We start from the raw sequence: 22,740 nt of genomic DNA, 5'->3' as shown, positions 1-22,740 counted from the left end.
CTCACCCAGTCCCAGATCGCCGACCAGATCGGCATCTCCCAGATGCACGTCAGCCGCCTGCTCACCAAGGCCCTGACCAAGCTGCGCACCGAGCTCGCCAGCGAGACCATCTGAGGTATTAAGAGCTGAGAAAGCCGGCCCGGTTCGGGCCGGCTTTCTTGTTGTCCCCGACGCCGTACAGTTGCCGGATGACCGAGGCAGGCTGGGTGCAGCACGCGGTGTGGTGGCAGGTGTATCCGCTCGGATTCGCCGGGGCGTATCCCGCTCAGGAACAGCCGGGCGGCGGGCTGCGGCGGCTGATCGGGTGGCTCGACTATGCGATCGAGCTCGGTGCCTCGGGGTTGCTGCTCGGGCCGGTCTTCGCGTCCGAGTCGCACGGGTACGACACCGTCGACCACTACCGGATCGACCCGCGGCTGGGCGACGACGCCGATTTCGACGCGTTGGTCGCCGCGGCCCGGGCCCGGGGGTTGCGGGTGGTCCTGGACGGGGTGTTCAACCATGTGGGCCGGGGACATGCCGCGCTGACCCGGGAGAACTGGGTGCGGCGGGACGGCGACCGGCTCGCCACGTTCGAGGGGCATGACGCGCTGGTCGCGCTCAACCATGACGAGCCGGCGGTGGCCGATTTTGTCGCCGATGTGATGGCCCATTGGCTGCGGCGCGGGGTCGACGGGTGGCGCATGGACGCCGCCTACGCGGTTCCGGCCGAGTTCTGGGCGCGGGTGCTGCCACGGGTCCGGGCGGAATTCCCGGAGATGTGGGCTTTCGGCGAGGTCATCCACGGCGACTACGCGGATTTCGTGCAGCGTTCGACGCTGGATTCCGTCACGCAGTACGAGCTGTGGAAGGCGGTCTGGAGCGCGCTCAACGACGGCAACTTCTTCGAGCTGAGCTGGGCGCTCGAACGGCACAACGGTTTTCTCGACACGTTCGTGCCGCAGACGTTCGTGGGCAACCACGACGTGACCCGGATCGCCAGCAAACTCGCCGAGGAACGGCATGTGCCGCTCGCGCTCGCTCTGCTGCTGACCATCGGAGGCACACCGAGCATCTGGTCCGGCGACGAGCAGGGCTTCCGGGGGTTCAAGCAGGAACGGGCGGGCGGTGACGACGCGATCCGCCCCGCCTTCCCGGACTCGCCGGCCGGGCTCGCGCCGTACGGTGCCTCGCTCCATCGGTTGCACCAGGAACTGATCGGCCTGCGCCGCCGCAATCCGTGGTTGCACTCGGCCCGTACCCGAACCGTGCACCTGGCCAACGAGCAGTTCGTCTATGAGGCCTTCGCCGGCGACAACCGGCTGGTCGTGGCGTTGAACGCGAGCGCTGAGCCGGTCACCGTGCCCGGGCCGGGCGACACCAAGATCGAGCTGCCCGGGTACGGGTGGACGGTCTCATAGCCGACCCATAGCGGAGCCACAAATCGGACCCAGGCTCGGCGCCGATCGTGGACGGCATGACCATTCTCGACGTTGTCGTTCCCGTCTACAACGAGGAGAAAGACCTGGAGGACAGCGTGCGCCGGCTGCACGCGTACTGTCGCCAGGTCCTGCCCTTCTCGTTCCGCATCACGATCGCGGACAACGCGAGCACTGATCAGACGCCGGTCGTCGCGCACCGGCTCGCACTCGAACTGTCCGAGGTCACCGTCGTGCACCTGGCGCAGAAGGGGCGCGGACGGGCGCTCAAGCAGGTGTGGATGGCGTCGGACGCCCGGGTGTGCGCGTACATGGACGTGGACCTGTCGACCGACCTCGCCGCACTGCTGCCGCTGGTCGCGCCGCTCGTCTCCGGGCATTCGGACCTCGCCATCGGCTCCCGGCTGCGGCGCGGTTCCCGGGTGGTGCGCGGACCGAAACGCGAGTTCATCTCCCGCACGTACAACCTGATCCTGCGCGCCACCCTGTCCGCCGGGTTCACCGACGCGCAGTGCGGGTTCAAGGCCATCCGCACCGAGGTCGGCCGCGAGGTGCTGCCGCTGGTCGAGGACACCGGCTGGTTCTTCGACACCGAGCTGCTGGTGCTGGCCGAGAAGGCCGGGCTGCGGACCCACGAGATCCCGGTCGACTGGGTGGACGACCCGAACAGCAAGGTCGACATCGTCGCCACCGCCACCGCGGATCTGAAGGGGATCGCCCGGATGCGCCGTAACCTTCGTACGCTTCCGCTGGCCGGCATCCGGGCCCGGCTCGGCCGTGGCGCCCTGCCCGAACGCGTGCTGATCAAGCAGTAGTGAGCGTGACCGCGCTGCGGATCGGGGTGCCGAGACCGAGACCGGCGACCAGCGCGGCGGCCTCGTCGAGGTCTTCCGGGAGGAAACCGGCGCTGTGCTCGGCCGTCCAGAAGCCCTCGTCAGCCTCGCCCGGGTCGCTCTCGAAGATCATTTCAAGCTCGATCTGTACGGTGTCCGCGAGGTCGAGATCCTCCTGCTCCTCGTCCGGCTCGACATCCTCGCCGGGCTCGCCGCCGGTCCACTCGACCGCGGCGACGGTGAACCGCCGGACCAGCCGGACCGGTCCCCCGCCGTACACCACGACCAGGGTGTCCGCGTCCTCGTCGCCGTCCCAGCGGTCGAACAGGCCGTCGAGCGGGATCGCCAGGAAGTCCCGGAACACGGCCCAGGCCCGCTCAGGATCCTGGATCAGGCCGGGATCCTGGTCGGCGTCGATCAGGAGCCGGCGCAGCTCCGTCGCTCCGTCGCGCCATGGCACAGCTTTCACAAGTACATCCCCCGGGAATGGCGATGGGCGCCGACCGGCTCCGGAGAACCTGTCGACGCCCGCCGCGTCAGTCGCTGTGTATCAGTAGAACAGGGTGATGTCGGCGCGCCGGTTACGGGCCATTCCCGCCGGTGTCTTGTTGCTGCCGGTCGGGTTCGCGTCGCCCTTCGTGACGATCACGATCCTGATGTTCCGTTTGCCGACCAGCGTGGCGCACACCGCCCGGGCCCGCTTGCGGCCCAGCTCCAGCGACGCCGCCTTGTTGCCCCGGTCGTCGGTGTGCCCGGTGCAGGTGACCGACCTGGCGCCGCCCAGCTTGGCGCGCAACGCCAGCAGGTACTTCTGCTGAGCCTTGCTGATCGTCGACTTCGCGGTGGCGAAGTACACCGAACGCGGCACGGTGAACGAGCTGAGCACGATGTGTGTCGCGGCGCTGCCCCGCAAGGTGCGGCCCGCCGACGGCACGGTCGTGATCGCCACCGACACCGGGTATCCCCCGGCCCGCGCGGTCAGGGCCCGGCCGAGCGGGTTCAACGTCACCGGCACCGCGACCCGGCGACCGGCCTTCGTCGTCAGGATCGTGCCGTTGCCCAGGACCACGCGCTTACCGGAGACGGTGCTCCAGAGCCGTACGGTGCTCCGGCCCTTGATCGAGCTCGTGAACGTGGCCGTCGCGGTCATCGTGGCCCGCCGCGGCACGCCCCGGGTGACCACCTGCTTGGGCACGATCACCTTGACCGACCCGGTGCTGGTTCCCGGTCCCGGGTTCGGGGCCGCGAACTCGGTGACCACCGCGGTGTACGTGCCGGTGATCATCGTGCCGATGGAGTCGGTGATCCGGTACGTGACCGGCGTCGCCTTGCCCTTGAACCCGGTGACCGGCACGAACGAGATGATGCCGGTGGTGGCGTCCAGCGCGTACGTGCCCTGCCCGGCGATCGTGACCGTGCCGACCGGGTTGCCGCCCGCGTCCAGCAGCGTGATCGCACCGTTCGTCGGCACCGGCAGCGTGGTGTTCTGACTCTCGTCACCACTGCCCGAGCTGTCCGAACTGCTCGGTGCGACAGTCACCGGGAGTGCCATCTGACGGGCCACACCCTGCGGGTCGACACCCTGCGCGACGAACGTGTGCTTACCGCTCTCGAGCCCGGCCGGGATGGTGACCGGCACCGAGAAGGACCCGGCCGCGTCCGTGGTGACGGTGCCCAGCACGATCGGATCCGAGTAGATGGTCACCTTCGCGGTCGAGAAAGGCGCGAAGCCGGTACCGATGACGGTGATCGTCTGAGCCGGCACCGCGATGGAGAGCTGGCCCTTGTCGGTGGTCAGCGTCACCGGGACGTCCGCCGGCACGACCGGCGGTTCCACCGGGGCGGTCGGCGTGACCGCGTTGGAGGCCGGCGACGCGGCGGAGTTCCCGCCGGGCCCCCGTGCCACCACGGTGACGGTGTAGCTCGTGCCGGCGGTCCCGCCCAGCACACACGTACGGTCAGAGGCCGAGCTCGTGCTGCACGTAGCCGAACCGGGCGACGCGTACGCCGTGTAACCGGTGACGTTCCCGGTCGCGGCCGGCCACGAGGCGGTGATCGACGAGACCCCCGCGACGGCGGTCGGCGCGCCGGGACTGGCCGGCGCCGGCGGCACGGCCGAGACCGGGGTGACCGGGCCCGAGGACACGGACTCCGGACCGGTGCCGGCCGCATTGGTGGCGGCCACCCGCAGCACATAGCTGGTGCCGTTGGTCAGCCCCGTCACGGCACACGACAGCGTGCCCGTCCCACAGGTCACGGTCCCGATCAACTGCTCATCAAGATAGGCCCGCAGCCGGTACGACGTGATCGCCGACCCACCGTCGTAGGTGGGCGCACTCCAGCTCACCGTGGCCCGGCTGTCCCCCGCGGACACGATCAGCCCGGTCGGCGCGCCCGGCTTCTCGAACGGCGTCGCCGGACCCGACCGGCTCTCCTCGCTGAGCCCGATCTCGTTCCTGGCCACGACCCGGAACGTGTACGCGGTGCCGTTGGTCAACCCATCGATCGTGCACGTGAACGGCGACTCGGCATCGTTGGTCACCGTCACCAGGCAGTCCGAACCCTCCGCCTCCTGATCGCCCTCGTAAGCCTGCACCGAGTAGCTCAGGATCGGCGAGCCGTTGTCGTCCTCCGGCTCGTCCCACGTCACCTTCACCTCACCCGACCCGGGCACCAGGTCCGTCACGATCGGCGCGGTCGGCGCGTCCAGCGGGGTGACTTCATCGGACTCGTCCGACGGGTCACTGTCACCTTTGCTGTTGTGGGCGGTCACCCGGAACGTGTACGGCGTGCCGTTGTCCAGGCCGTCCACCACGCACTCGACCGGGTCGGTGCCGGGGACGCCGCCGGCCGTCGTGGCGCCCACCTCACAGCGGACCTCGTCGTACGGGTCGCCGCCCCGCAGCACCAGGACCGTGTACGAATCGATCTCCAGGCCGTTGTCCTCCGGCACGGTCCACGTCACCGTGACCTCGCCCTTACCGGCGGTCGCCTCGACGTCCGCCGGGATGCCGGGCGCGTCAACCGGGATGACCGGGTCGGACGGGTTCGACTCGTCACTCGGATCGACGTCGTTGATCGCCGACACCGTGAACGTGTACTCGAAGCCGTTCTCCAAGCCATCGATGACACAGAACATGTCCGTCAGCGGCGCCGGGGTGCAGGAACCCGCGTCCTCTCCATCCAGTTTGGCTTTGACCAGGTAACCGATGATGGGGGTGCCGCCGTTGAAAGCAGGCGCGGTCCACGTCACGGTGGCCTTCCCCGGACCGGGCACCGCCGTGGGCGGCGCCGGGACGTCCGGCACATCCACCGGGGTGGCCGGCCCGGACGCGTCGGACGTGGTGCCGGCGGCGACGCCGTTGAGCGCGGTGACCTTGAACCTGTACGCGACACCGTTCTGCAGGTCGGTGACCTCGCACTCCAGCACATCCGGATCGGGCTGCGTACACACCGTGCCGGCCGGGTCGACACCCAAGTAGGCCTGCACCGAATACCCGGTGATCGGCGAACCGCCGTCATCCTCCGGTTCATCCCACGAGACCGTGACGGTCTCCGGACCGGGATCCAGGTGGGTCACCGTCGGCTTGGACGGCACGTCCACCGGAATCGCCACCACCGACGCGACCGAATCCGTCGAGCCCTGATCGTTGGTCGCGGTCACCTTGAACGTGTACGAGGTTCCGTTGGTCAGCCCGGTGACAGTGCACGCCAGCAGCACGTCGAGATCGTCCGGCGCACAGACCTTGGCCGGCAACGGGGTCCCGCCGGTGTACGCCTTCACCTCGTACGCGGTGATCTCCGAGCCACCGTCGCTGGACGGCTCGTTCCACGTCACCGTGACGCTCGTCGGGTGGGGCACGGCCGAGACGACCGTCGGCATACCCGGCTTGTCCTGCGGTGTGGCCGGGTTCGCCGGCTGCGCGGGCGCATCGCTGGTCCCGGCCGTGTTGGTGGCCGTGACCTTGAACTTGTACTCGGTGCCGTTGGTCAACCCGGTGACCACACACTGCAGCGTGGACGCGTTCGGCGGCACGCAGGGCGACCCCACCGGCGTGACGCCGTCGTAGGCCTGCACGGAATAGCCGGTGATCGTCGCACCGTTGTCGGCCGGCGCGGTCCACTTCACCGTCACCGCGCCCGGGCCCGCGATCGCGTCTGTGACCGTGGGTGCGGCCGGTTTGTCCGCCGGAGTGGCCGCGAGGGAAGCATTCGATTCCGGGCCCGCACCGTTGCCGTTGGTCGCCGTCACCGTGAAGGTGTATGCGACGCCGTTGGTCAGCCCGGTCACCGTGCAGTGCAGGGTGACCGGGTCGGGCGGTGAGCACGGCGTGCCCACCGGGCTGCCGCCCTGGTACGCCTGCACGGAATACCCGAGGATCGCCGAGCCGTTGTCCGCCGGAGCCACCCAGGTGACGGTGGCCGTGGTCGGAGCGACCGCCACCGTGGGCGCGGCCGGCTTCGCCGGAGCACCGATCGGGACGACCGGTGTCGATTGGTTCGAATCGAACGCGGAATCGTAGTTCGTGTTCGCCGCGACCGTGAACCGGTAGGAGGCGCCATTGGTCAATCCGGTGATTTCACAGCTCAGGGGCGTAGCCGGACACGGCTGGGATTTCTCCCAGGTGCCATTCTTGTAGGCCGCGATCATGTAGCGGTACACCGGCCAGCCACCGTTGTAGGTCGGCGGGTTCCACGTCACCGTGGCCTTCCCCGAGCCCGCCACGGCCGTGGGGGCGGCAACCGTCTGCGGCCGGGTCGCCGCGCTCAGCCGGATGATCTGGTTGCTGCCCTTGAGGGCGGCGTAGAACGCACCCGCCTTGTCGAAGTCGAGACCCCGCGGATCGCTCAGCGGCGACGAGAGTGCCGGCCCTTCCACGACCGGGGCCACGGGATTGAAGGAGTTGCCACCGGAATACGTCCAGTCGCTGCCAGAAGTATTGACCTGGTCGATATAGCCGTACTGGTTCACGGTGTAGAGCAGACCGGCCGGAGTGAAGCCCAGTGCGGTCGCGGGTAGTCCCGGGTGCGACCGGACCAGGACCCCGTCCGGCCCGACCCGGTAACCGTTCGTGTCCGCGAAGTCGGACAGGTAGATGTCCCCGTTCGGGGCTACCGCGATGCCCGCCGGCTCGAGAAAGGCACTGTCGACAGCCTGGATCCCCGCCGTCGGCGGGTCGTTGGTCCCATCACCGGCGATGACGGTCAGTGCGCCGGTCGCCAGCGCGATCTTGGCGAACTGGTAGTTGCCCGGGTCCGGGAAGTAGAGAAACCCACCGAGAACGGAGAGCATCCCCGGCGTGCCGAGAGCCTGTTGATCAGCCGGCCCGCCTGTCAGGGGAAGACCGGTCGGGGTGCCCGTGCCCGCGAAGAGCGTCAAGGTACCCGTAGCGTCGATCTTGTAGATGACGCCGAACGTGCTGTCGGACACGTAAAGGTTGCCGCTGTCGTAGGCGACGCCGGTCACCTCGCCGAGTTCCTTCGAGACCGCCGGGCCTGTCGTGGGAGCGCTGACTCCGGACCCGCAGCCGGTGCCTGCCACGGTGGAGAGCACACCGTCGACGGAGACCTTCTGGACCTGGCAGTTGCCGGAGTCGCTGATGTACATGGATCCGCGCTCGTCGAACGCCAGGTCGGTCGGCCCGTTCAGTGGCGACGTCAGGGCCGGGCCGGCTTGCACGGCCCCGGAGGTGCCGACGCTGGTGCCCGCCACCAGCTTGACGATCAGCGGGTCCGGTGCGGCAGATGCTGGAGAGGGGGCGCTCAGCAGCGCCACCCCCATGGTCAGGGCCGTCGCGGCGGCGAGGGCTATACGGCGAGCTGGCGTGGACATGGTCATCCCAGGGCTAGGACGGGTCGGATTCGCGCGTACCGTAAGCAGAATTTTTGTGGCGAATACGACTTTCAAGGATTTAGCCCGGTACTCCTGGGACGGCAGTGACGCCAGGCTACGAACGACCGCGAAAGTGTGGAGCCGGGGTCACCCGAACCTTGGATTTACCGCCTGACCAGTGCAAAAGAAACGCCGCTGCGAGACGGGTCAGCGGGAGGAGGACTGGTGGCGGGTCAAGCCGAGACGGGCTGCCGGGGGTAGGGGCACCGTCAAGGGCTGGACGCGGAAGGACTGGATCATGAGAGCGGCGAAGCGACGGGCCGCTGCGAGGGTGGCCGCTGGGGTGGTGCCCCGGATGCCGCTGTTGGCCATGATCAAGAGGTAGAGGTCGTCCATGACGAAGTCGGGGCGCAGGGTGCCGGCTCGGATGGCGCGGCTGGACAGGGTGGCGAGTTTTGCCAGCTGGTCCTCGCGGGCGCCGGCGAAGTCGATCGCCTTCGGAAAGGCCGAGATGAAGGCCGCGGTGAAGCCCCGGTCGAGGGCGTGCAGCTCGCAGACGCGTTCGATCACCGTGCGGAAGCCGCGCCACGGGTCCGGGTCGGCCAGGCCTTCGTCGACGATCGTGGTGCAGGCGCGCATCTGCTGTTGAAAAGCGACCGTGACCAGGTTTTCCTTGGTCGGGAAATGGCGGTACAGCGTGGCCGGGCCCACCTCGGCGCGGCGGGCGATCTCGCGCATCGGGACGTCGAGGCCGTCGGCGGCGAACACCTCGCGGGCGACCTCGAGGATGCGGTCGCGGTTGTCGCGGGCATCGGAGCGCAGGTGAAGCAAAACATCCGGCATGGCTCTCACTTTAGCTAAACGGACGGGGTGTTCCGTTAGCGTCCGGGGCATGAGAGCACTGCAATTCTCCGGGTACGGACCCGCGAGCGTCCTGCACATCGCCGAGGTCGAGGCGCCGCACGCCGGCCCGGGACAGGTCCGGATCGCGGTACGCGCGGCCGGGGTGACGCCGGCCGACACGTACCTGCGGTCGGGGCGGTTCCGGGACATGCTGCCGCTGGAACTGCCCCATGTGCCGGGCATCGACGCGGCCGGGGTGGTCGACGAGGTCGGGGACGGCGTCAGCGGTGTCGCGGTGGGTGACGAGGTGTTCGGCATGACCGACCTGGCGGGGCTCGGCGGGGCGCATGCCGAGTTTGCCGTGCTGGTCGTCTGGCACCCCAAGCCGGCGGCGCTGAGCTGGGCGGAGGCCGGTGGCATGGCGGCGAACGTGGAGACCGCCACCCGGACGCTCGACCGGCTGAAGGTCGGGGCCGGGACGACGCTGCTGATCGAGGGGGCGGCCGGCGGGGTGGGCACGGTCGCGGTCCAGCTCGCGGTGGCTCGTGGGGCGCGAGTCATCGGTACGGCGAGCGAGCATAACCACGAGTTCTTGCGCGGGCTCGGCGCGATTCCCGTCACCTACGGCCCCGGGCTGGCCGAACGGGCCGGGGCGGTGGACGCCGTGCTCGACTGCGTGGGGTCGGGATCACTGGGGGACCTGGTGGCGATCGCCGGGGACCCGGGGAAGGTTGTCACCATCGCGGATTTCGGGGCGGGCGCTCATGGCGTACACCTGTCTCGTTCTGGCGGGCCCGGCGCGGACCCGCAGGCGATCCACGGGTTGAAGATCGCCGCTGACCTGGCCGGCCAGGGCCGGTTCCGGGTGCCCGTCGCCGCGGTCTTCCCCCTCGCCGACGCGGCCGCCGCGCACGAGCTCAGCGAGACCGGTCACGCCCGGGGGAAGATCGTGTTAGCGGGGTGAGGTCAGGGCCTGGCCGGCACCACCGGCCGGGCCGAACGCGGTGAGGAACTTGTCGCGGAAGTCGTTCATCGGCCAGACCGGGGTGTCCGGGGCGGGCTTGAGGCCGTCGGTCCAGCCCCAGCCGGCCACCTTGTCGAGGACCGCCTTGTCCTTGGCGACGATCGTGATCGGGACGTCGTGGCTCGCGCCGTCGCCGACCACGATCGGGGACGGCTGGTGGTCGCCCAGGAAGACCATCACGGTGTTCTCGTCGCCGAAATTCTCCAGGTACGAGATCAGCGTGGTCAGCGTGTACTGGACCGACCGGCCGTACTCGTGCTTGATCTTGGCGGGGTCCTTCCAGATCGTGCCGGACTTCTTGGCACTGGCCTTGATCTGGTGATAGACCGAACCGTCGCCGACGTCCTTCCAGTCGATGAAACTGGGGATCGGCGCCCACGGGGTGTGACTGGAGACCAGCGGCATCTCGACGAACTGCGGGGTGGTCGCCGGGGCCATCACGTTCTTCTGGAACCAGTCGAGCGTGTACTGGTCGGCCTGCGGTCCCCAGCCGAACTTCGGGCCGGCGTAGCCCATGGTGCGCGAGTCGTAGACCTGGTTGTAGCCGTAGAAGTTGCCCTCCGGCCAGGCCCGGGTCGCGCCCGGCATCACGCTCGTGGTGTCCCAGCTGGCCTTCTTGAACAGGCTGGTCAGCGTGAGCCGGTCGCTGGAGGTGAGGTTGCGGTAACGCTGCTGATTGTTGATCCACAGGCCGGAGAGCAGCGTCGAGTGGGCCAGCCAGCTGCCGCCGCCGAAGGTGGGCGAGGTGAGCCAGCCGCTCTGGGCCACGAAACCGGCCCCGGCCAGTTCGGCCGAGCCGTTGTCGAGCACCTTGACCACGCCGGTGTTGAGCACCGGGTCCTCGATCGCGGAGCGGCCGTAGCTCTCCACGAACGTGACCATGACGTCCTTGCCGCGCAGCGACGTGAGCAGCTGGTCGGCCGGCGTGGTGGCGAACGCGTCGACCTTCACCTCGCGGGCGAAGTTCTTCTCGTCGTTGATGCCGTGCTTGACCATGCGGGCCCGGTCGATCGCGTACGTGTAACTGCTGCGCGCGGCGAGCGGGATGTTGGTGAACGTCGTGACGCCCACCATGAGGCAGACGGTCCAGAGCGCGATGCCGGACACCGAACTGGCGAGCGTGATCCGCCGGTGCCGGTCGATGACGCCCGCGAGACGCATCGCGGCCAGTGTCGACAGGCCGAGGACGAGCACCACGAGCAGGACGATCCCGATGAGCGCCCCGACCACGGCGAGCTTGCCGGCCGCCTCGTCGAGGAAGGACTCGGCGTCGTCGAGCAGCACCCAGTCGAGGACCGGGTCGAACGGGCGGGCGAGGAACTTGTAGAACCCCATGTCCAGCGCCTTCTCGAGGACCAGCAGGCCCAGGCCGGCACCGAGCACCCCGGCGACGATCCGCTTCCCTTTGCGGCCGGGGATCAGCAACAGCACGCCGATCGCCACGACGCCCTCGATCGGCAGCCGGAAGTAGGTGCCGAGCCGCTCGAAACGGGCAAGGTTGTTGGGCAGGATCAGCGCGGCGAGGATGAACAGCGCGGCGCCTGTGGTCAGCAGGTAGGAGGCGATCCGACGGCGGGGCCCGGCGGCAGGAGGCTCATCGGTGACAGAAGGTTCACCGGCGGCGGGCGCGGCGGGCTTGCGGAAGCGCGACACCAGGGCTTCGCGGCGCGCAACCAGCGCTTCGCGGATGGAAACAGACAAGACGTAGCCCTCCTCCGGACACTCCACTGGGCGTTACGGATGCCGGGCGACAGGAGTTCAATGCTGTGATGACCGACCGGCCGGCGTTCGTCCTGCATGACCACCGGAAGCCTCGCCCGCACTTCGATCTGCGGCTCGAGGAGCAGGGGGTGCTGCGGTCCTGGGCGCTGCCCAAGGGCCTGCCCACCGACCCGGCGCGCAACCGGCTGGCGGTGGCGGTGCCGGATCACGACCTGGCGCACCTCACCTACGCCGACGAGCACAAGTTCATCGCGGACATCGGGTGGTGGGAGCAGGAGGACCGGAACGACAAGCGGATGGTGCTCGTCCTGCACGGACGGCAGGGTTCGTACCGCTATGCGTTGATCAACACCGGTGGCAAGAACTGGCTGGCGCACCTGACCAAGGACCAGCCGAGTATTGACACATCTGAGTGAATCGATGGAGGCTGATCCCCGACATGGCATGACATCGATGTCATAAGGGGATCTGCATGCTCGGACGCCGTACCGTCGCCGCCCTCGCGGGCCTGGCCCTGACCATTCCGGCCGGAGCCTCCGCAGCTCAGGCCGCCGCAGCTCAGGCCGCCGCCGCTCTGCCACCGCTGGTCGCGGAGCCGGCCGCCTACGTGAACCCGCTCATCGGCAGCACCAACCTCGGCAACACGTACCCGGGCGCGGTCACGCCGTTCGGGATGCTCGCGTGGAGCCCGCAGACCTCGCGCGGCACCCAGGTCTCCACCCCCGCGCCGGGCGGATATCAGTACACCGCGACCCGGATCCGCGGGCTGAGCCTGACCCACCTCAGCGGGGTCGGCTGCTCGGGGGCCAACGGTGACATCCCGATCATGCCGCACGTCGGGGACATCAGCTCCTCGCCGTCCGCGGACGCCACCGACGCCGTCTTCGCCAGCACGTTCTCGCATGCCAACGAGGTCGCGAAGCCCGGCTACTACAAGGTCGGACTGGACAGCGGGGCGGGCGCGGAACTGACCGTCACGCCGCGTACCGGATTCGGCCGGTTCTCGTTCCCGGCCGGCACGTCCGCGAGCATGCTGTTCCGCACCTCGATGTCGGAGACCGGCAGCGCGGACGCGACGGTGCACATCGACCCGGCCACCCGGACGATCACCGGCTCGGTCAGCGCCGGCAACTTCTGCGGGCCGCAGAGCACCAACAACTCCACGGCGTACTACACGCTGCATTTCACCGCACAGCTCGACCAGCCGTTCGCGACCACCGGCACGTGGCAGGACTCGACGCTCACGCCGGGCGGCACGGACGCGCGGGGCGGCAGTGGATACAGCAACACCGGACGACCGAACCCCGGCAAAGGCTCCGGCGGGTACGTGACGTTCGCGCCCGGGACCACGAATGTCGGCATGCGCGTGGCCATCTCGTACGTGAGCCTCGACGGTGCGGTCAAGAACCTGGCCGCGGAGTCGCCGGAGCGGTTGAGTTTCGGCGCGATCCAGGCCGGCGCCCGGTCCGCGTGGTCGGCCCGGCTGAAGAAGATCGGCATCGGCGGCGGCACCGAGGACCAGAAGACGACGTTCTACACCGCGCTGTACCACGCGATGCTGGAGCCGACGCTGACCAGCGACGTCGACGGTCGCTACTACGGTGCTGACGACGTCGTCCACACGTTATCCACAGGACAAAAGGCGCAGTATGGGACGTTCTCCGGCTGGGATGTCTATCGTGCACAGGTCCAGCTGCTCGCGCTGCTCGACCCGGGGATGGCCTCGGACTACGCGCAGAGCCTGTTCAATTACGCGAGCCAGCGCGACGGCGAGTGGGACCGGTGGCTGCTGCAGCACGGCAAGACCGCGGTCATGTCCGGCGACCCGGCTGCCGCGGCCGTCGCGGGAATGTACGCGTTCGGGGCGCGCGACTTCGACGTGCGGGGAGCGTTCGACTCGCTGGTGCGCGCGGCGACCGTGCCGACCGCCAACGACTCCTCCGACGCCGGCTGCAACGTCGAGTGCGTGGGTCAGCGCCCGGCCCTCGACAAGTACCTCGAGCTCGGTTACGTGCCCGCCGACGACTGCCACTGCTGGGGCGGCGCCGCCGAGACCCTCGAGGACGCGGCCGCCGACTACGGCATCGCCCAGCTCGCGAAAGCGCTCGGGGACGACGCGAAGCACGCCGAATTCCTCGCCCGCTCGCACAACTGGCGCAACGTCTTCGACACCGAGGCCAGGATCGACGCCGGGCTCGAGCACAACATCCGGGAACGCGTCACCGAGATCCAGGCCAGTGCCGAGAACGCACCGTACGAGGGCCGGGCGCAGCTGTTCGACGGCGACAAGGGCACCAAGTGGCTGACGTTCGCCGGGACCGGCTGGGTCCAGGTGAAACTCGACGCGCCGCTGACCGTCGACACGTACGCGCTGACCTCCGCCAACGACGTGCCCGAACGGGACCCCCGCGACTGGCAGCTGCTCGGCTCCACCGACGGCTCCACCTGGACCCCGGTCGACACCCGTTCCGGGGAGAGCTTCGCGTTGCGGGGCCAGACCCGGCAGTACCCGGTCAGCGACCCGCGGCCGTACACGTACTACCGGTTGAACGTGACCTCGAACGGCGGGGCGGACATCGTGCAGCTCGGCGAGCTCGAACTGGCCGACCCCACGGTGCCGACCCCGGTGCCCGACGGCGACCCGCACGTGGGCTGGATGCGCGACCGGTACCGCGACGGCACCTGGGCGGCCGGCTTCAGCCCGGCCACCGGCACCGGGTTCGTCGAGGGCAGCAGCGCGCAGTACACCTGGATGGTCTACTCCGACGTCACCACGCTGGCCCAGAAGATGGGTGGCAACGCGACCGCGATCGAGCGGCTGGACAGCTTCTTCCGCAAACCGGACGGGACGTTCGACCTGAGCGCCACCACGGCCACGAAGTACGACGCGACCAACGAGCCCGACATCCAGACGCCGTATCTGTACAACTACCTCGGGTCGGCCTACAAGACCCAGGAGACGGTCCGGGCGGTCATCGACCAGAAGTGGAGCAACGGTACGGGCGGCATCCCCGGCAACGACGACGCCGGCACGATGAGCGCCTGGTACGTCTTCTCCGCCCTGGGCCTGTACCCGACCGTGCCGACCCGCGCGGAACTGGCGCTGACCAGCCCACTGTTCCCCCGGGCGGTGGTGCACCTGGCGGGCGGCAAGGACCTCACGATCGAGGCGCCGGCGAGCGGGACCGACGCGATCTACGTACAGAAATTGACCGTGAACGGCAAATCGACCACGAAGGGGTGGCTGAGCGCCGACGCCGTGACCCAGGGCGGGAAGCTTGTCTACACGCTGGCCGCGACCCCCAGTCTGACCTGGGGAAGCGGCCCGGGAGACGTGCCTCCGCAGAACTAGTTGCGGCGCGGTTGCCATCTCCGCGGAAGCAGGACAAGGTGTGCCCTGGCGAGGGATCGTCGGGGCACACCTTGGTTTGCGTTGTGCGTCGGTGGATACGGTGTGAGAGCACAGAGTCCGAGACAGGAGCCATCCGAACCCATGCCGCCGCCCGACGACCTGCCGAGCTTCCTGCACGGCGTCGCCCCGATCCTCGACCGGTGGGGCTACCTGGCCGTGGCCGCCGTCATCGGGGTGGAAAGCTTCGGGGTGCCCGCCCCCGGACAAACGATCATGGTCGCCGCGGCGATCTATTCCAGCTGGGGCCGGCTCGACATCTGGGCGGTGGGGATCATCGCGTTCGTCGCGGCGGTCCTCGGCGACAACGTCGGTTACTGGATCGGCGTGCGCGGTGGCCGCAAGGCGGTGCACCGCTTCGGCAAGTACATCTTCATCACCCCGGCCCGCCTCGAACGCGCCGAGAAGTTCTTCGCGCGGCGCGGCAACCGGATCGTGGTGGTGGCGCGTTTCATCGACGGCCTGCGCCAGCTCAACGGCGTGATCGCGGGGATCACCGCGATGCCGTGGCGGCAGTTCCTGATCTACAACGCGATCGGCGCCGCGCTCTGGGTGGGGTGGTGGTGCACGGTCGCGTACCTGCTCGGCACCCACCTCGTCGAGATCATCGACCAGGCCCACGACTACAAGTGGATCGCCGCCGGCGTGGCGGTCGTCCTCATCGGCGGCTACATCTGTCTGCACATGCGGCACATCCGCCGCCGCCGCGCGCGAACGGCGGCGGAGGCGGAGGCGGCCGTGACCGACGACAGCGTGGATTCGCAGGCCTGAGGCATCAGGTCCCGGTGCCGACCCCACCCTGCTGGTTCTGGGTGGCGGTGCCGAGGTCGGCATCGGTCAGCATCGTGGCCGTGGCGGTGTCGCCCGACGTCGTGGCGACCACCCGGACGGTGTGCCCGGTCGCCACGTCGGAGATCCGGCTCTGGCCGGCGTCGACGCTGGTCGCGCTCGTGAGCACGTACGTCCTGGTGTAGCCGTCCTCGCTCTTGACGCTGATCGAGTCCGCGCTGACCGCCGACACGGTGCCGGTCTGCGACTCCTGCGTGACGTATCCGCCGTTGCCGTCGGACACCACCGCGGTGCCGTGCAGCGACGCCGCCATGCCACCGCCCCGCCCGGTCATCCCCTGCCCGGGCCCGCCCTGGCCCTGACCGCCCTGACCCTGACCACCCTGACCTGCACCACCTTGGCCGGTCATGCCCTGGCCACCGCCACCTCCCGGGCCCGCGGCGGTCGAGGCGGTGACGGTGGTGGCATCGCCGGAGCTGACCACGCCGGCGGTGATCGCGGCGGTCGCGGCCACCGCGGCGACGAACGCGCCGGCCACCGCGATCTTGGCGCGATGCCTGCCGCCCGGCGCCGTCCCCTTCGCCGGCTCGGCGGCGGGCGGTTTCCACTCGGGGGTCATGTCGATCGTGCGGGGCTGGACCGGGTAGGCGTCGAGCACCGCCGGGTCCGTGGCGTGGGAGCGTTCGTTGATGGTCACCTCAGCAGCGTGACCAGCCGGGCTGTGCCGGGCCTGTGGCACTCGTGGGTGTCAGTTGTGTCCCGCGTTCCAGTCGACCAGTTGCACGATCACCCCGTTGGGGTCGCGGACCTGGAACGCGCGCTCGCCCCACTCCTCACTGGTCAGCGGCATTGTGATGGTCACCCCTTCGGATTGCAGCCGGGCCAGCTCACCCTCCAGGTCGTCGACGACGAACGCGAGGATCAGCCCACGGGCGTGGTCGTCGCGCTGGTCCGCCGGGAGGGTCGTCAGGCCCCGGCGCAGGAAGATCACGTTGAGACCGGCGTCGTCGCGGATCAGCGACACGAACCCGTCGGCGGCCATCTCCTCGCGGAAGCCGAAATGGCGGGTGAGGAAACCGGCGGAGGCGGGGACGTCGTCGACGTTCAGGGACACGGCGGACGCGGTGATGTTCATGGCGGCTCCCTAACTCTGAACGTTGTACAACGTACGATATAAGGAATACTGGCTTGGTGCCACCCGAGATGACGAACGCCGGCGATCCGGCCCGCACCCTGGCCCTGCTGTGGCGCGACGAGTCCGCGATCCCCCGCAAGGGACCGCGCCGCGCGCTCACCCTGGACCAGGTCGTCGACGCCGCGATCGCCGTCGCGGACCGCGCCGGGGTGGAGGCGCTGACCATCCGGCGGGTCGCACAGACCCTCGACACCTCGCCGATGACGATCTACACGTACGTCCCGGGCAAGGCGGAGCTGCTGGATCTCATGGTCGACGCGATCTACACCCGGATGCCGCGGACGGTCACCGACGGTGCACCGTGGCGGGAGCGGCTCACCGCGGTCGCCGCCGACAACCGGGCGCTGTTCCGGGAGCACCCATGGGCCACCGCCGTCTCCACCCAGCGGCCGGGGCTCGGGCCCGGCGCCACCGCGAAGTACCAGCACGAGCTGTCCGCGCTGGACGGCCTCGGCCTCACCGACGTCGGCATGGACGACTGCCTCACCCACCTGCTGCTGTTCGTGCACGCCGCCGCCCGGGCCGCGGTCGACGCCGAGGCCGTCCGCAAAGCCACCGCGCTCACCGACCAGCAGTGGTGGGAAGCCGCCGGCCCGGTCCTGGCCCGGGTCCTCGACCCCGCGGCCTATCCGCTGGCCACCCGGGTCGGCGGGGCCGCCGGCGAGGCGCACGGCAGCGCCCACGACCCCGACCACATGTACGGGTTCGGGCTGGCCAGAGTGCTCGACGGTCTCGCCGCCCTGATCGACCCGGACGCGTAGATGCGGATCACGACACTCGGCCCGCTGGCGGTCGACGGGCAGCCGGTGCGCGGCGAGCGGCTGGCCACGGTGATCCGTGAGCTGGTCGGGGCCCGCGGCCACGCGGTGTCCACTGTGGCTCTCGCCGGGGCGGTCTGGCAGGGCGATCCGCCCGACGACACCACCGGGGCGGTGCAGGCCCTGGTCTCCCGGGTACGCCGGCTGGGCGTACCCGTCGTCGCCGTCCCCGGTGGCTACCGGGTGCCCGCCGAACGGGTGGAGTCCGACATCGTCGCCGCCCGCGCGCTCGCCGACCGGGCCCGGGCCGCGCTGACCGGTGGGGACCCGGACGCCGCGCGCCGGGCCGCCGACGAGGCACGTGCGCTGTTCCCCGAGCTCCCCGACCTGGCCGACGGCGACCGGGCCCGGCTCTTCGGCGACGTGACCGCACTGCGGGCCGAGGCCGCGCTCGCCGGTGCGGGCCCGTTCGGCGAGGACGACCTGCGCCGGCTGGTCGCGCGCACCCCGCCCGACGAACCGGCCGCCGCCCTGCTGGTGCGCATCCTGGCCGCCCAGGGCCGCGACGCCGAGGCCCTGGACGTGGTGGAACGGTTGCGCGCCGAGCTCGCCGACCGGTACGGCACCGATCCGTCGCCGGTGATCACCGACGTGCACCTCGCGCTGCTGCGCGGGGAGCTGGCCGCGGCCCGGCCCCGGCGCCACGCCCGGTCCGCGCTGCCCGCGTCGTGGCGGCGCCCCGGCACCACGATGGTCGGCCGCGAGCGGGACCTCGCGGCGGTCACCGCGGCGCTCGCCGACGCGCCGCTGGTGACCGTGGTGGCCAGCGGAGGATCGGGCAAGACCCGGCTCGCGGCCGAGGTGGCCCACCGGACGGCGGGGACCGTGCGGGTGGTGGAGCTCGCCGGGCTGCGTACCCCCGGGGAGGTTCTCCCAGCCGTGCTCGCCGTGCTCGGCGGGGTGGAGCCGGGTCCGGTCATCACCCCCGGCCGTCGCGTGCTCAGTCCGCGCGAGCGGCTGCGCGCGGTCGCGCCCGAGGTCGACGGGCTACTCGTGCTCGACAACTGCGAACATGTGCTGGACGAGGCCGCGTCCGTGGTCGCCGATCTGCTGGCCGCCGCCCCGGACGTCGCGGTGCTGGCCACCAGCCGGGCGCCGCTCGGCCTGGCCGGTGAACTCGTGCACCGGCTGCCCGCGCTGCCCGACACCGAGGCGCTCGCCCTGCTCGACACCCGGGCCCGGGCCGGCGGCGCGGTGCCGACCTGGGACGACGAGCGCGCGCTGCGACTCTGCCGCCGGCTCGACAACCTGCCGCTCGCACTGGAACTCGCCGCCGCCCGCTTGCGCCACATGCCGATCGACGACGTCATCATCGGCCTGGGCGACCGGTTCGGGCTCCTTGACGACGCGCTGCGCGGGCTGCCGGACCGGCACGCGAGCCTGTGGGCGATGGTCGACTGGAGCCGCGAGCTGCTCGCCCCCGCCGAACAGGACCTGCTGCAACGCCTGGCGGTGATCCCCGCGCCGTTCACCGCGGCAACGGCCGCGGCGGTGGCCGGCGCCCCGGACGTACGCCAAGGGCTGGCCCTGCTCGTCGAACAGTCCCTGCTGGTGCTGGCGGACGGCGCCGGCGGTCCCCCGCGATACCGGATGCTCGAGACCGTCCGGGAGTACGGCGAGGCCCGGCTCACGGACCGCTCCCCCGCGATGACCGGACTGGTGTTGTGGGCCCGGAACCTCGCGGCCGGGCTGGCCGGTACGTTCGTCGGACCGCACCAGCTCGAGACGATCGCCACCGCCGCCCGGGAGCAGGAGAATCTGCTCGGCGCGCTGCGCTGGACGCTGTCCCACGACGACGAACCGGCCTCGGTGGACCTGGCGGCGGCGCTGTTCCACCTGTGGACGATCCGGGGCCTGCACGCCGAGGTGGCCGCGTGGAGCAGGCAGCTGATGCACGCCGACGACCCCATGGCCCGGCTGCGCTCGGCCGTCGCCCACGGCCGGGCGAGCGGCGCACCGCTGCCCGACGCCGACCGGCTCGCGTGGGTGCTGCTGCTGATCGTCACCAACTCGGGCATCGCCGGTCCGCTGCGGCCCTCGGCCCTGGCCGGCCGCGCGCTGCGGACCCTGCTCGCCGAACGTGGCACCGAGCTCTCCGCACGGCACGTCGCGCTGGCCACCGTGGTGCCGCACCTGAACAACTTCCAGTCACCGGAGACCCGGGTCCGGGTGGAACGCCTGATCGCGCACGACGATCCGTACGTGCACGGGTTCGGGCACTTCGCCCGCGCCGCACTGCTGGAGAGCTCCCGGCCGCACGAGGGATTCACGGAGGACGCCGAGCGGGCGTACGCGAGTTTCGAGGCGGCCGGGGACCAGTGGGGCATGGGGATCACCGCCCAGGCCCTGGGCAACTCGGCGGCGCTGCGCGGCAGTCAGGCCGCGGTCGAATGGCTCATCCGCAGCGTGCGGCACATGGAACTGGTCGGTGCGAGCCAGGACGCGCAGTCGATGCGGGTGCTCCTCGACATCCAGCACGCGCTCAACGGCGACGCCGAGGCTGAACGGCGCCTGCGGGACCTCGCCACGCTGGACCGGGCGGAGACCTGGGACCAGGCGCAGGCCGCCCTGGGTCTGGGCCACCTCGCCTGGCAACGGGAACAGTGGGACCTGGCGCTGGCCTGCGCCGACGACGTCACGTCCGCGACCGACGTCTTCACCGCGACCCCGCCGCTGCCCGGCGTCGTGTTCCGGGTCGCCGCGGCGATCCTCCAGCTCGCGGTGGCCGGCCGGCAACCGGCGCCGGGAGCCGAGGCCAAAGCCGCCGGGCTGCTGCGCGGGGCCCGCCGCGAGATGGTCTCCGGGCACGACTCGGCGATCATCGGCAGCTGGGCGATCGCCGGGGCCTGGCTCGCGAGGCACCGCGGTGACGACGACGTCGCCCGCGAGCTGTGGCGGCTCGGGATGCGGCTCGGCGCCAACTTCTCCACGATGTTCCCGCCGGGCGAGGCGACGCGGATGGCGGCGGCCCTCGAAACCGAGGGCCACCGCACCGAGGACCACCGCACCGAGGACCACCGCCCGGGCCATCCGGACAACCCGTCCGCTCGCATCCACGAGCTCATGCGCGGGCTGCTCTAAACCTTCTTCCGGTACGCACGCAGCGCCAGCGGCAGGAACACCACCACGAATCCGGCGCACCAGGCGAGCGTCCACCACACGTGGTTGCCGAGCGGTGTGCCCATGAACAGCCCGCGCATGGCCGCGACCAGGTGGGTCAGCGGGTTCACGGACACGAAGCCCTGCATCCAGCCGGGCAGCGTGTCCGGCGAGACGAACACATTGGACGCGAAGCTCAACGGCATGATCAGGGCGAACATCAGGCCCTGCACCGCACCCGGGGTACGCACCTTCATCGCCACGAAGACCGGCAGCCAGCTCAGGCACAGCGCGAACAGGACCGCGAGGAGGGCTCCGGCCAGCGCCCGGACCGGGTCGGTGGTGATCCGGAAGCCCAGGACGTACCCGAATCCGATCGTGACGACGGTGACCAGCACATAGCGCACGATGTCGCCGAGGACCGCCCCGATCAGTGGCGCGGAACGCGACACCGGCAATGACCGGAACCGGTCGAAGATGCCTTTCTCCAGATCGGTGTTGAGATTGACGCCGATCGAGATGCAACCGGTCGCGATGGTCTGCGCCAGAATGCCCGGCAACAGGAACTGCAGATAGTCGTGGGTATTGCCACTGACCGCCCCGCCGAAGATGTAGACGAAGATGACCAGGAACAACACCGGCATCAACGTCACGTCGACGAGCGCCTCGGGGGTCCGCATCGTCTTGATGAGGCTCCGTTTCGCCAGCGCGACGGAATGCCGGATCAGCTTGAACGGGCGGGGGCCGGGTGCGATCGCGAGGGTAGCCATCAGACCGTCACCTCTTCCTTCTCTTTGCGCGGGGAACCGGTCAGCGTGAAGAAGACCTCGTCCAGGCTGGGCAGGTGCAGATTGAGCTCGGTGACCGCGATGCCGGCCGCGGCGAGCCGGGCGACCGCCTCGGTCATCGCGGTGTCGTTCGCCACCGGCACCGCCAGCACCCCGCGGCGGATCTCGTCGGCCACCGCGCCGGACGAGACCTGCGACAGGATCGCCGCGGCACGTTCCAGGTCGGCCGGGTCGACCGGGCGTACGGCCAGGGTCTGCCCGCCGACCACCCGCTTGAGTCCCTCGGGGGTGTCGTGGGCGATGACCTTGCCGTGGTCGATGACGGTGATCGCGTCGGCCAGCGCGTCGGCCTCCTCGAGATACTGCGTGGTGAGCAGCACGGTCGCGCCGTTCTTGACCAGCGAGCGCACCACCTCCCACATGTCGTCCCGTTTCGCCGGGTCCAGCCCGGTCGTCGGCTCGTCCAGGAAGATCACGTCCGGGGACCCGACCAGGCTCGCCGCCAGGTCCAGCCGCCGCCGCATGCCACCGGAGTACGTCTTGGCGGTCCGGCCGGCCGCGTCGGTGAGGTCGAACCACTCGAGCAGCTCGGTGGCGCGTTTGCGGGCGCCGGCCTTGCCCAGCTCGAGCAGGACACCGAACAGCTCCAGGTTCTGCCGCCCGGTCAGGTCCTCGTCGACCGACGCGTACTGCCCGGTCAGCCCGATCGACTGGCGTACCCGCTCGGCGTCCTTGACGACGTCGTACCCGCCGATCCGGGCGGTGCCCGCGTCCGGCGTGAGCAGGGTGGAAAGAATGCGCACCGCGGTGGTCTTGCCCGCACCGTTCGGCCCGAGCACGCCGAGCACGGTGCCGCGGGGCACGAAGAGGTCGACGCCCTGCAGCGCCTTCGTCGCCCCGAAGCGCTTCTCGAGGCCCTCGGCCTCGATGATCAGGTCTGCTGTCATGCCGATCAGCGTGCGCCCACCC

Annotated in this window: 16 protein-coding genes and 1 pseudogene; 9 read left to right on the top strand and 8 right to left on the bottom strand. The window is 70.3% G+C overall.

Features of this window, described 5'->3' with window-relative positions; translation table 11 throughout:
* From ACIA6A_RS23530 to ACIA6A_RS23520, 3 genes and pseudogenes are all read left to right on the top strand, one after another.
* Positions 1–114: sigma factor-like helix-turn-helix DNA-binding protein (locus ACIA6A_RS23530; protein ID WP_396099974.1), on the top strand; the 114-nt coding region annotated here is incomplete at its 5' end.
* 74 nt (positions 115–188) lie between these two features.
* Positions 189–1,400, top strand: a complete 1,212-nt coding sequence (locus tag ACIA6A_RS23525; RefSeq protein ID WP_396099959.1) for an alpha-amylase family protein — start codon at positions 189–191, stop codon at positions 1,398–1,400.
* Between the two features lie 56 nt (positions 1,401–1,456).
* Positions 1,457–2,218 (top strand): annotated as a pseudogene (locus ACIA6A_RS23520) (dolichyl-phosphate beta-glucosyltransferase); the annotation flags it as partial.
* 4 nt (positions 2,219–2,222) lie between these two features.
* On the opposite strand, the gene ACIA6A_RS23515 reads toward ACIA6A_RS23520, so the two are convergent.
* The 3 genes from ACIA6A_RS23515 to ACIA6A_RS23505 form a co-directional block, all read right to left on the bottom strand.
* Positions 2,223–2,720, bottom strand: a complete 498-nt coding sequence (locus ACIA6A_RS23515; protein ID WP_396099958.1) for a hypothetical protein — start codon at positions 2,718–2,720, stop codon at positions 2,223–2,225.
* A gap of 81 nt (positions 2,721–2,801) precedes the next feature.
* On the bottom strand, positions 2,802–8,084 hold the full coding sequence (locus ACIA6A_RS23510; protein WP_396099957.1) for a fibronectin type III domain-containing protein: 5,283 nt from the start codon (positions 8,082–8,084) through the stop codon (positions 2,802–2,804).
* A gap of 207 nt (positions 8,085–8,291) precedes the next feature.
* On the bottom strand, positions 8,292–8,927 hold the full coding sequence (locus ACIA6A_RS23505; RefSeq protein WP_396099956.1) for a TetR/AcrR family transcriptional regulator: 636 nt from the start codon (positions 8,925–8,927) through the stop codon (positions 8,292–8,294).
* A gap of 49 nt (positions 8,928–8,976) precedes the next feature.
* Between ACIA6A_RS23505 and ACIA6A_RS23500 the strand changes: the two genes are divergently transcribed.
* Complete coding sequence (locus ACIA6A_RS23500) at positions 8,977–9,891, top strand: NADP-dependent oxidoreductase (RefSeq protein WP_396099955.1); 915 nt, start codon at positions 8,977–8,979, stop codon at positions 9,889–9,891.
* Here ACIA6A_RS23500 and ACIA6A_RS23495 read toward each other — a convergent pair.
* A complete protein-coding gene (locus ACIA6A_RS23495) occupies positions 9,880–11,652 on the bottom strand; it encodes a sulfatase-like hydrolase/transferase (RefSeq protein WP_396099954.1) in 1,773 nt (590 codons plus the stop codon). The two genes, ACIA6A_RS23500 and ACIA6A_RS23495, sit on opposite strands and share 12 nt — an antisense overlap.
* Positions 11,653–11,720: 68 nt before the next feature.
* On the opposite strand from ACIA6A_RS23495, the gene ACIA6A_RS23490 reads away from it, so the two are divergent.
* From ACIA6A_RS23490 to ACIA6A_RS23480, 3 genes are all read left to right on the top strand, one after another.
* A complete protein-coding gene (locus ACIA6A_RS23490) occupies positions 11,721–12,089 on the top strand; it encodes a DNA polymerase ligase N-terminal domain-containing protein (protein ID WP_396099953.1) in 369 nt (122 codons plus the stop codon).
* A gap of 56 nt (positions 12,090–12,145) precedes the next feature.
* Positions 12,146–15,025, top strand: coding sequence for a GH92 family glycosyl hydrolase (locus tag ACIA6A_RS23485; RefSeq protein ID WP_396099952.1), 2,880 nt, complete (start codon positions 12,146–12,148; stop codon positions 15,023–15,025).
* 141 nt (positions 15,026–15,166) lie between these two features.
* Complete coding sequence (locus tag ACIA6A_RS23480; protein WP_396099951.1) at positions 15,167–15,853, top strand: DedA family protein; 687 nt, start codon at positions 15,167–15,169, stop codon at positions 15,851–15,853.
* A gap of 4 nt (positions 15,854–15,857) precedes the next feature.
* On the opposite strand, the gene ACIA6A_RS23475 is transcribed toward ACIA6A_RS23480, so the two are convergent.
* Both ACIA6A_RS23475 and ACIA6A_RS23470 read right to left on the bottom strand, forming a co-directional pair.
* Entirely contained in the window at positions 15,858–16,568 is a 711-nt protein-coding gene (locus tag ACIA6A_RS23475) for a hypothetical protein (RefSeq protein ID WP_396099950.1), read from the bottom strand.
* A gap of 51 nt (positions 16,569–16,619) precedes the next feature.
* On the bottom strand, positions 16,620–17,006 hold the full coding sequence (locus ACIA6A_RS23470; protein WP_396099949.1) for a VOC family protein: 387 nt from the start codon (positions 17,004–17,006) through the stop codon (positions 16,620–16,622).
* 68 nt (positions 17,007–17,074) lie between these two features.
* Here ACIA6A_RS23470 and ACIA6A_RS23465 point away from each other — a divergent pair, with 68 nt between their 5' ends.
* Both ACIA6A_RS23465 and ACIA6A_RS23460 read left to right on the top strand, forming a co-directional pair.
* Complete coding sequence (locus ACIA6A_RS23465) at positions 17,075–17,827, top strand: TetR/AcrR family transcriptional regulator (protein ID WP_396099973.1); 753 nt, start codon at positions 17,075–17,077, stop codon at positions 17,825–17,827.
* Positions 17,828–20,965, top strand: coding sequence for an ATP-binding protein (locus ACIA6A_RS23460; RefSeq protein ID WP_396099948.1), 3,138 nt, complete (start codon positions 17,828–17,830; stop codon positions 20,963–20,965).
* On the opposite strand, the gene ACIA6A_RS23455 is transcribed toward ACIA6A_RS23460, so the two are convergent.
* Both ACIA6A_RS23455 and ACIA6A_RS23450 read right to left on the bottom strand, forming a co-directional pair.
* Positions 20,962–21,753 carry an ABC transporter permease gene (locus tag ACIA6A_RS23455; RefSeq protein WP_396099947.1) on the bottom strand — a complete coding sequence of 264 codons (792 nt, stop codon included), beginning with the start codon at positions 21,751–21,753 and terminating at the stop codon, positions 20,962–20,964. The genes ACIA6A_RS23460 and ACIA6A_RS23455 overlap by 4 nt on opposite strands.
* Positions 21,753–22,718 (bottom strand): ATP-binding cassette domain-containing protein, encoded by a 966-nt coding sequence (locus ACIA6A_RS23450; RefSeq protein ID WP_396099946.1) that lies wholly within the window; start codon positions 22,716–22,718, stop codon positions 21,753–21,755. The genes ACIA6A_RS23455 and ACIA6A_RS23450 overlap by 1 nt, the downstream gene beginning before the upstream one ends.
* Positions 22,719–22,740: the final 22 nt, after the last annotated feature.

Origin of the sequence: Actinoplanes sp. NPDC051494 (assembly GCF_044454705.1) — a bacterium.
Taxonomy (GTDB): domain Bacteria; phylum Actinomycetota; class Actinomycetes; order Mycobacteriales; family Micromonosporaceae; genus Actinoplanes.
This window is presented reverse-complemented; position numbering and strand designations above follow the sequence as displayed.

Excerpts from the sequence above, each read along its gene's own strand:
- ACIA6A_RS23525 (WP_396099959.1), top strand. The coding sequence starts at position 189 with ATGACCGAGGCAGGCTGGGTGCAGCACGCGGTGTGGTGGCAGGTGTAT.
- ACIA6A_RS23505 (WP_396099956.1), bottom strand. The coding sequence starts at position 8,927 with ATGCCGGATGTTTTGCTTCACCTGCGCTCCGATGCCCGCGACAACCGC.
- ACIA6A_RS23510 (WP_396099957.1), bottom strand. The coding sequence starts at position 8,084 with ATGTCCACGCCAGCTCGCCGTATAGCCCTCGCCGCCGCGACGGCCCTG.
- ACIA6A_RS23460 (WP_396099948.1), top strand. The coding sequence starts at position 17,828 with ATGCGGATCACGACACTCGGCCCGCTGGCGGTCGACGGGCAGCCGGTG.
- ACIA6A_RS23455 (WP_396099947.1), bottom strand. The coding sequence starts at position 21,753 with ATGGCTACCCTCGCGATCGCACCCGGCCCCCGCCCGTTCAAGCTGATC.
- ACIA6A_RS23470 (WP_396099949.1), bottom strand. The coding sequence starts at position 17,006 with ATGAACATCACCGCGTCCGCCGTGTCCCTGAACGTCGACGACGTCCCC.
- ACIA6A_RS23500 (WP_396099955.1), top strand. The coding sequence starts at position 8,977 with ATGAGAGCACTGCAATTCTCCGGGTACGGACCCGCGAGCGTCCTGCAC.
- ACIA6A_RS23485 (WP_396099952.1), top strand. The coding sequence starts at position 12,146 with ATGCTCGGACGCCGTACCGTCGCCGCCCTCGCGGGCCTGGCCCTGACC.
- ACIA6A_RS23480 (WP_396099951.1), top strand. The coding sequence starts at position 15,167 with ATGCCGCCGCCCGACGACCTGCCGAGCTTCCTGCACGGCGTCGCCCCG.
- ACIA6A_RS23465 (WP_396099973.1), top strand. The coding sequence starts at position 17,075 with ATGACGAACGCCGGCGATCCGGCCCGCACCCTGGCCCTGCTGTGGCGC.
- ACIA6A_RS23490 (WP_396099953.1), top strand. The coding sequence starts at position 11,721 with ATGACCGACCGGCCGGCGTTCGTCCTGCATGACCACCGGAAGCCTCGC.
- ACIA6A_RS23450 (WP_396099946.1), bottom strand. The coding sequence starts at position 22,718 with ATGACAGCAGACCTGATCATCGAGGCCGAGGGCCTCGAGAAGCGCTTC.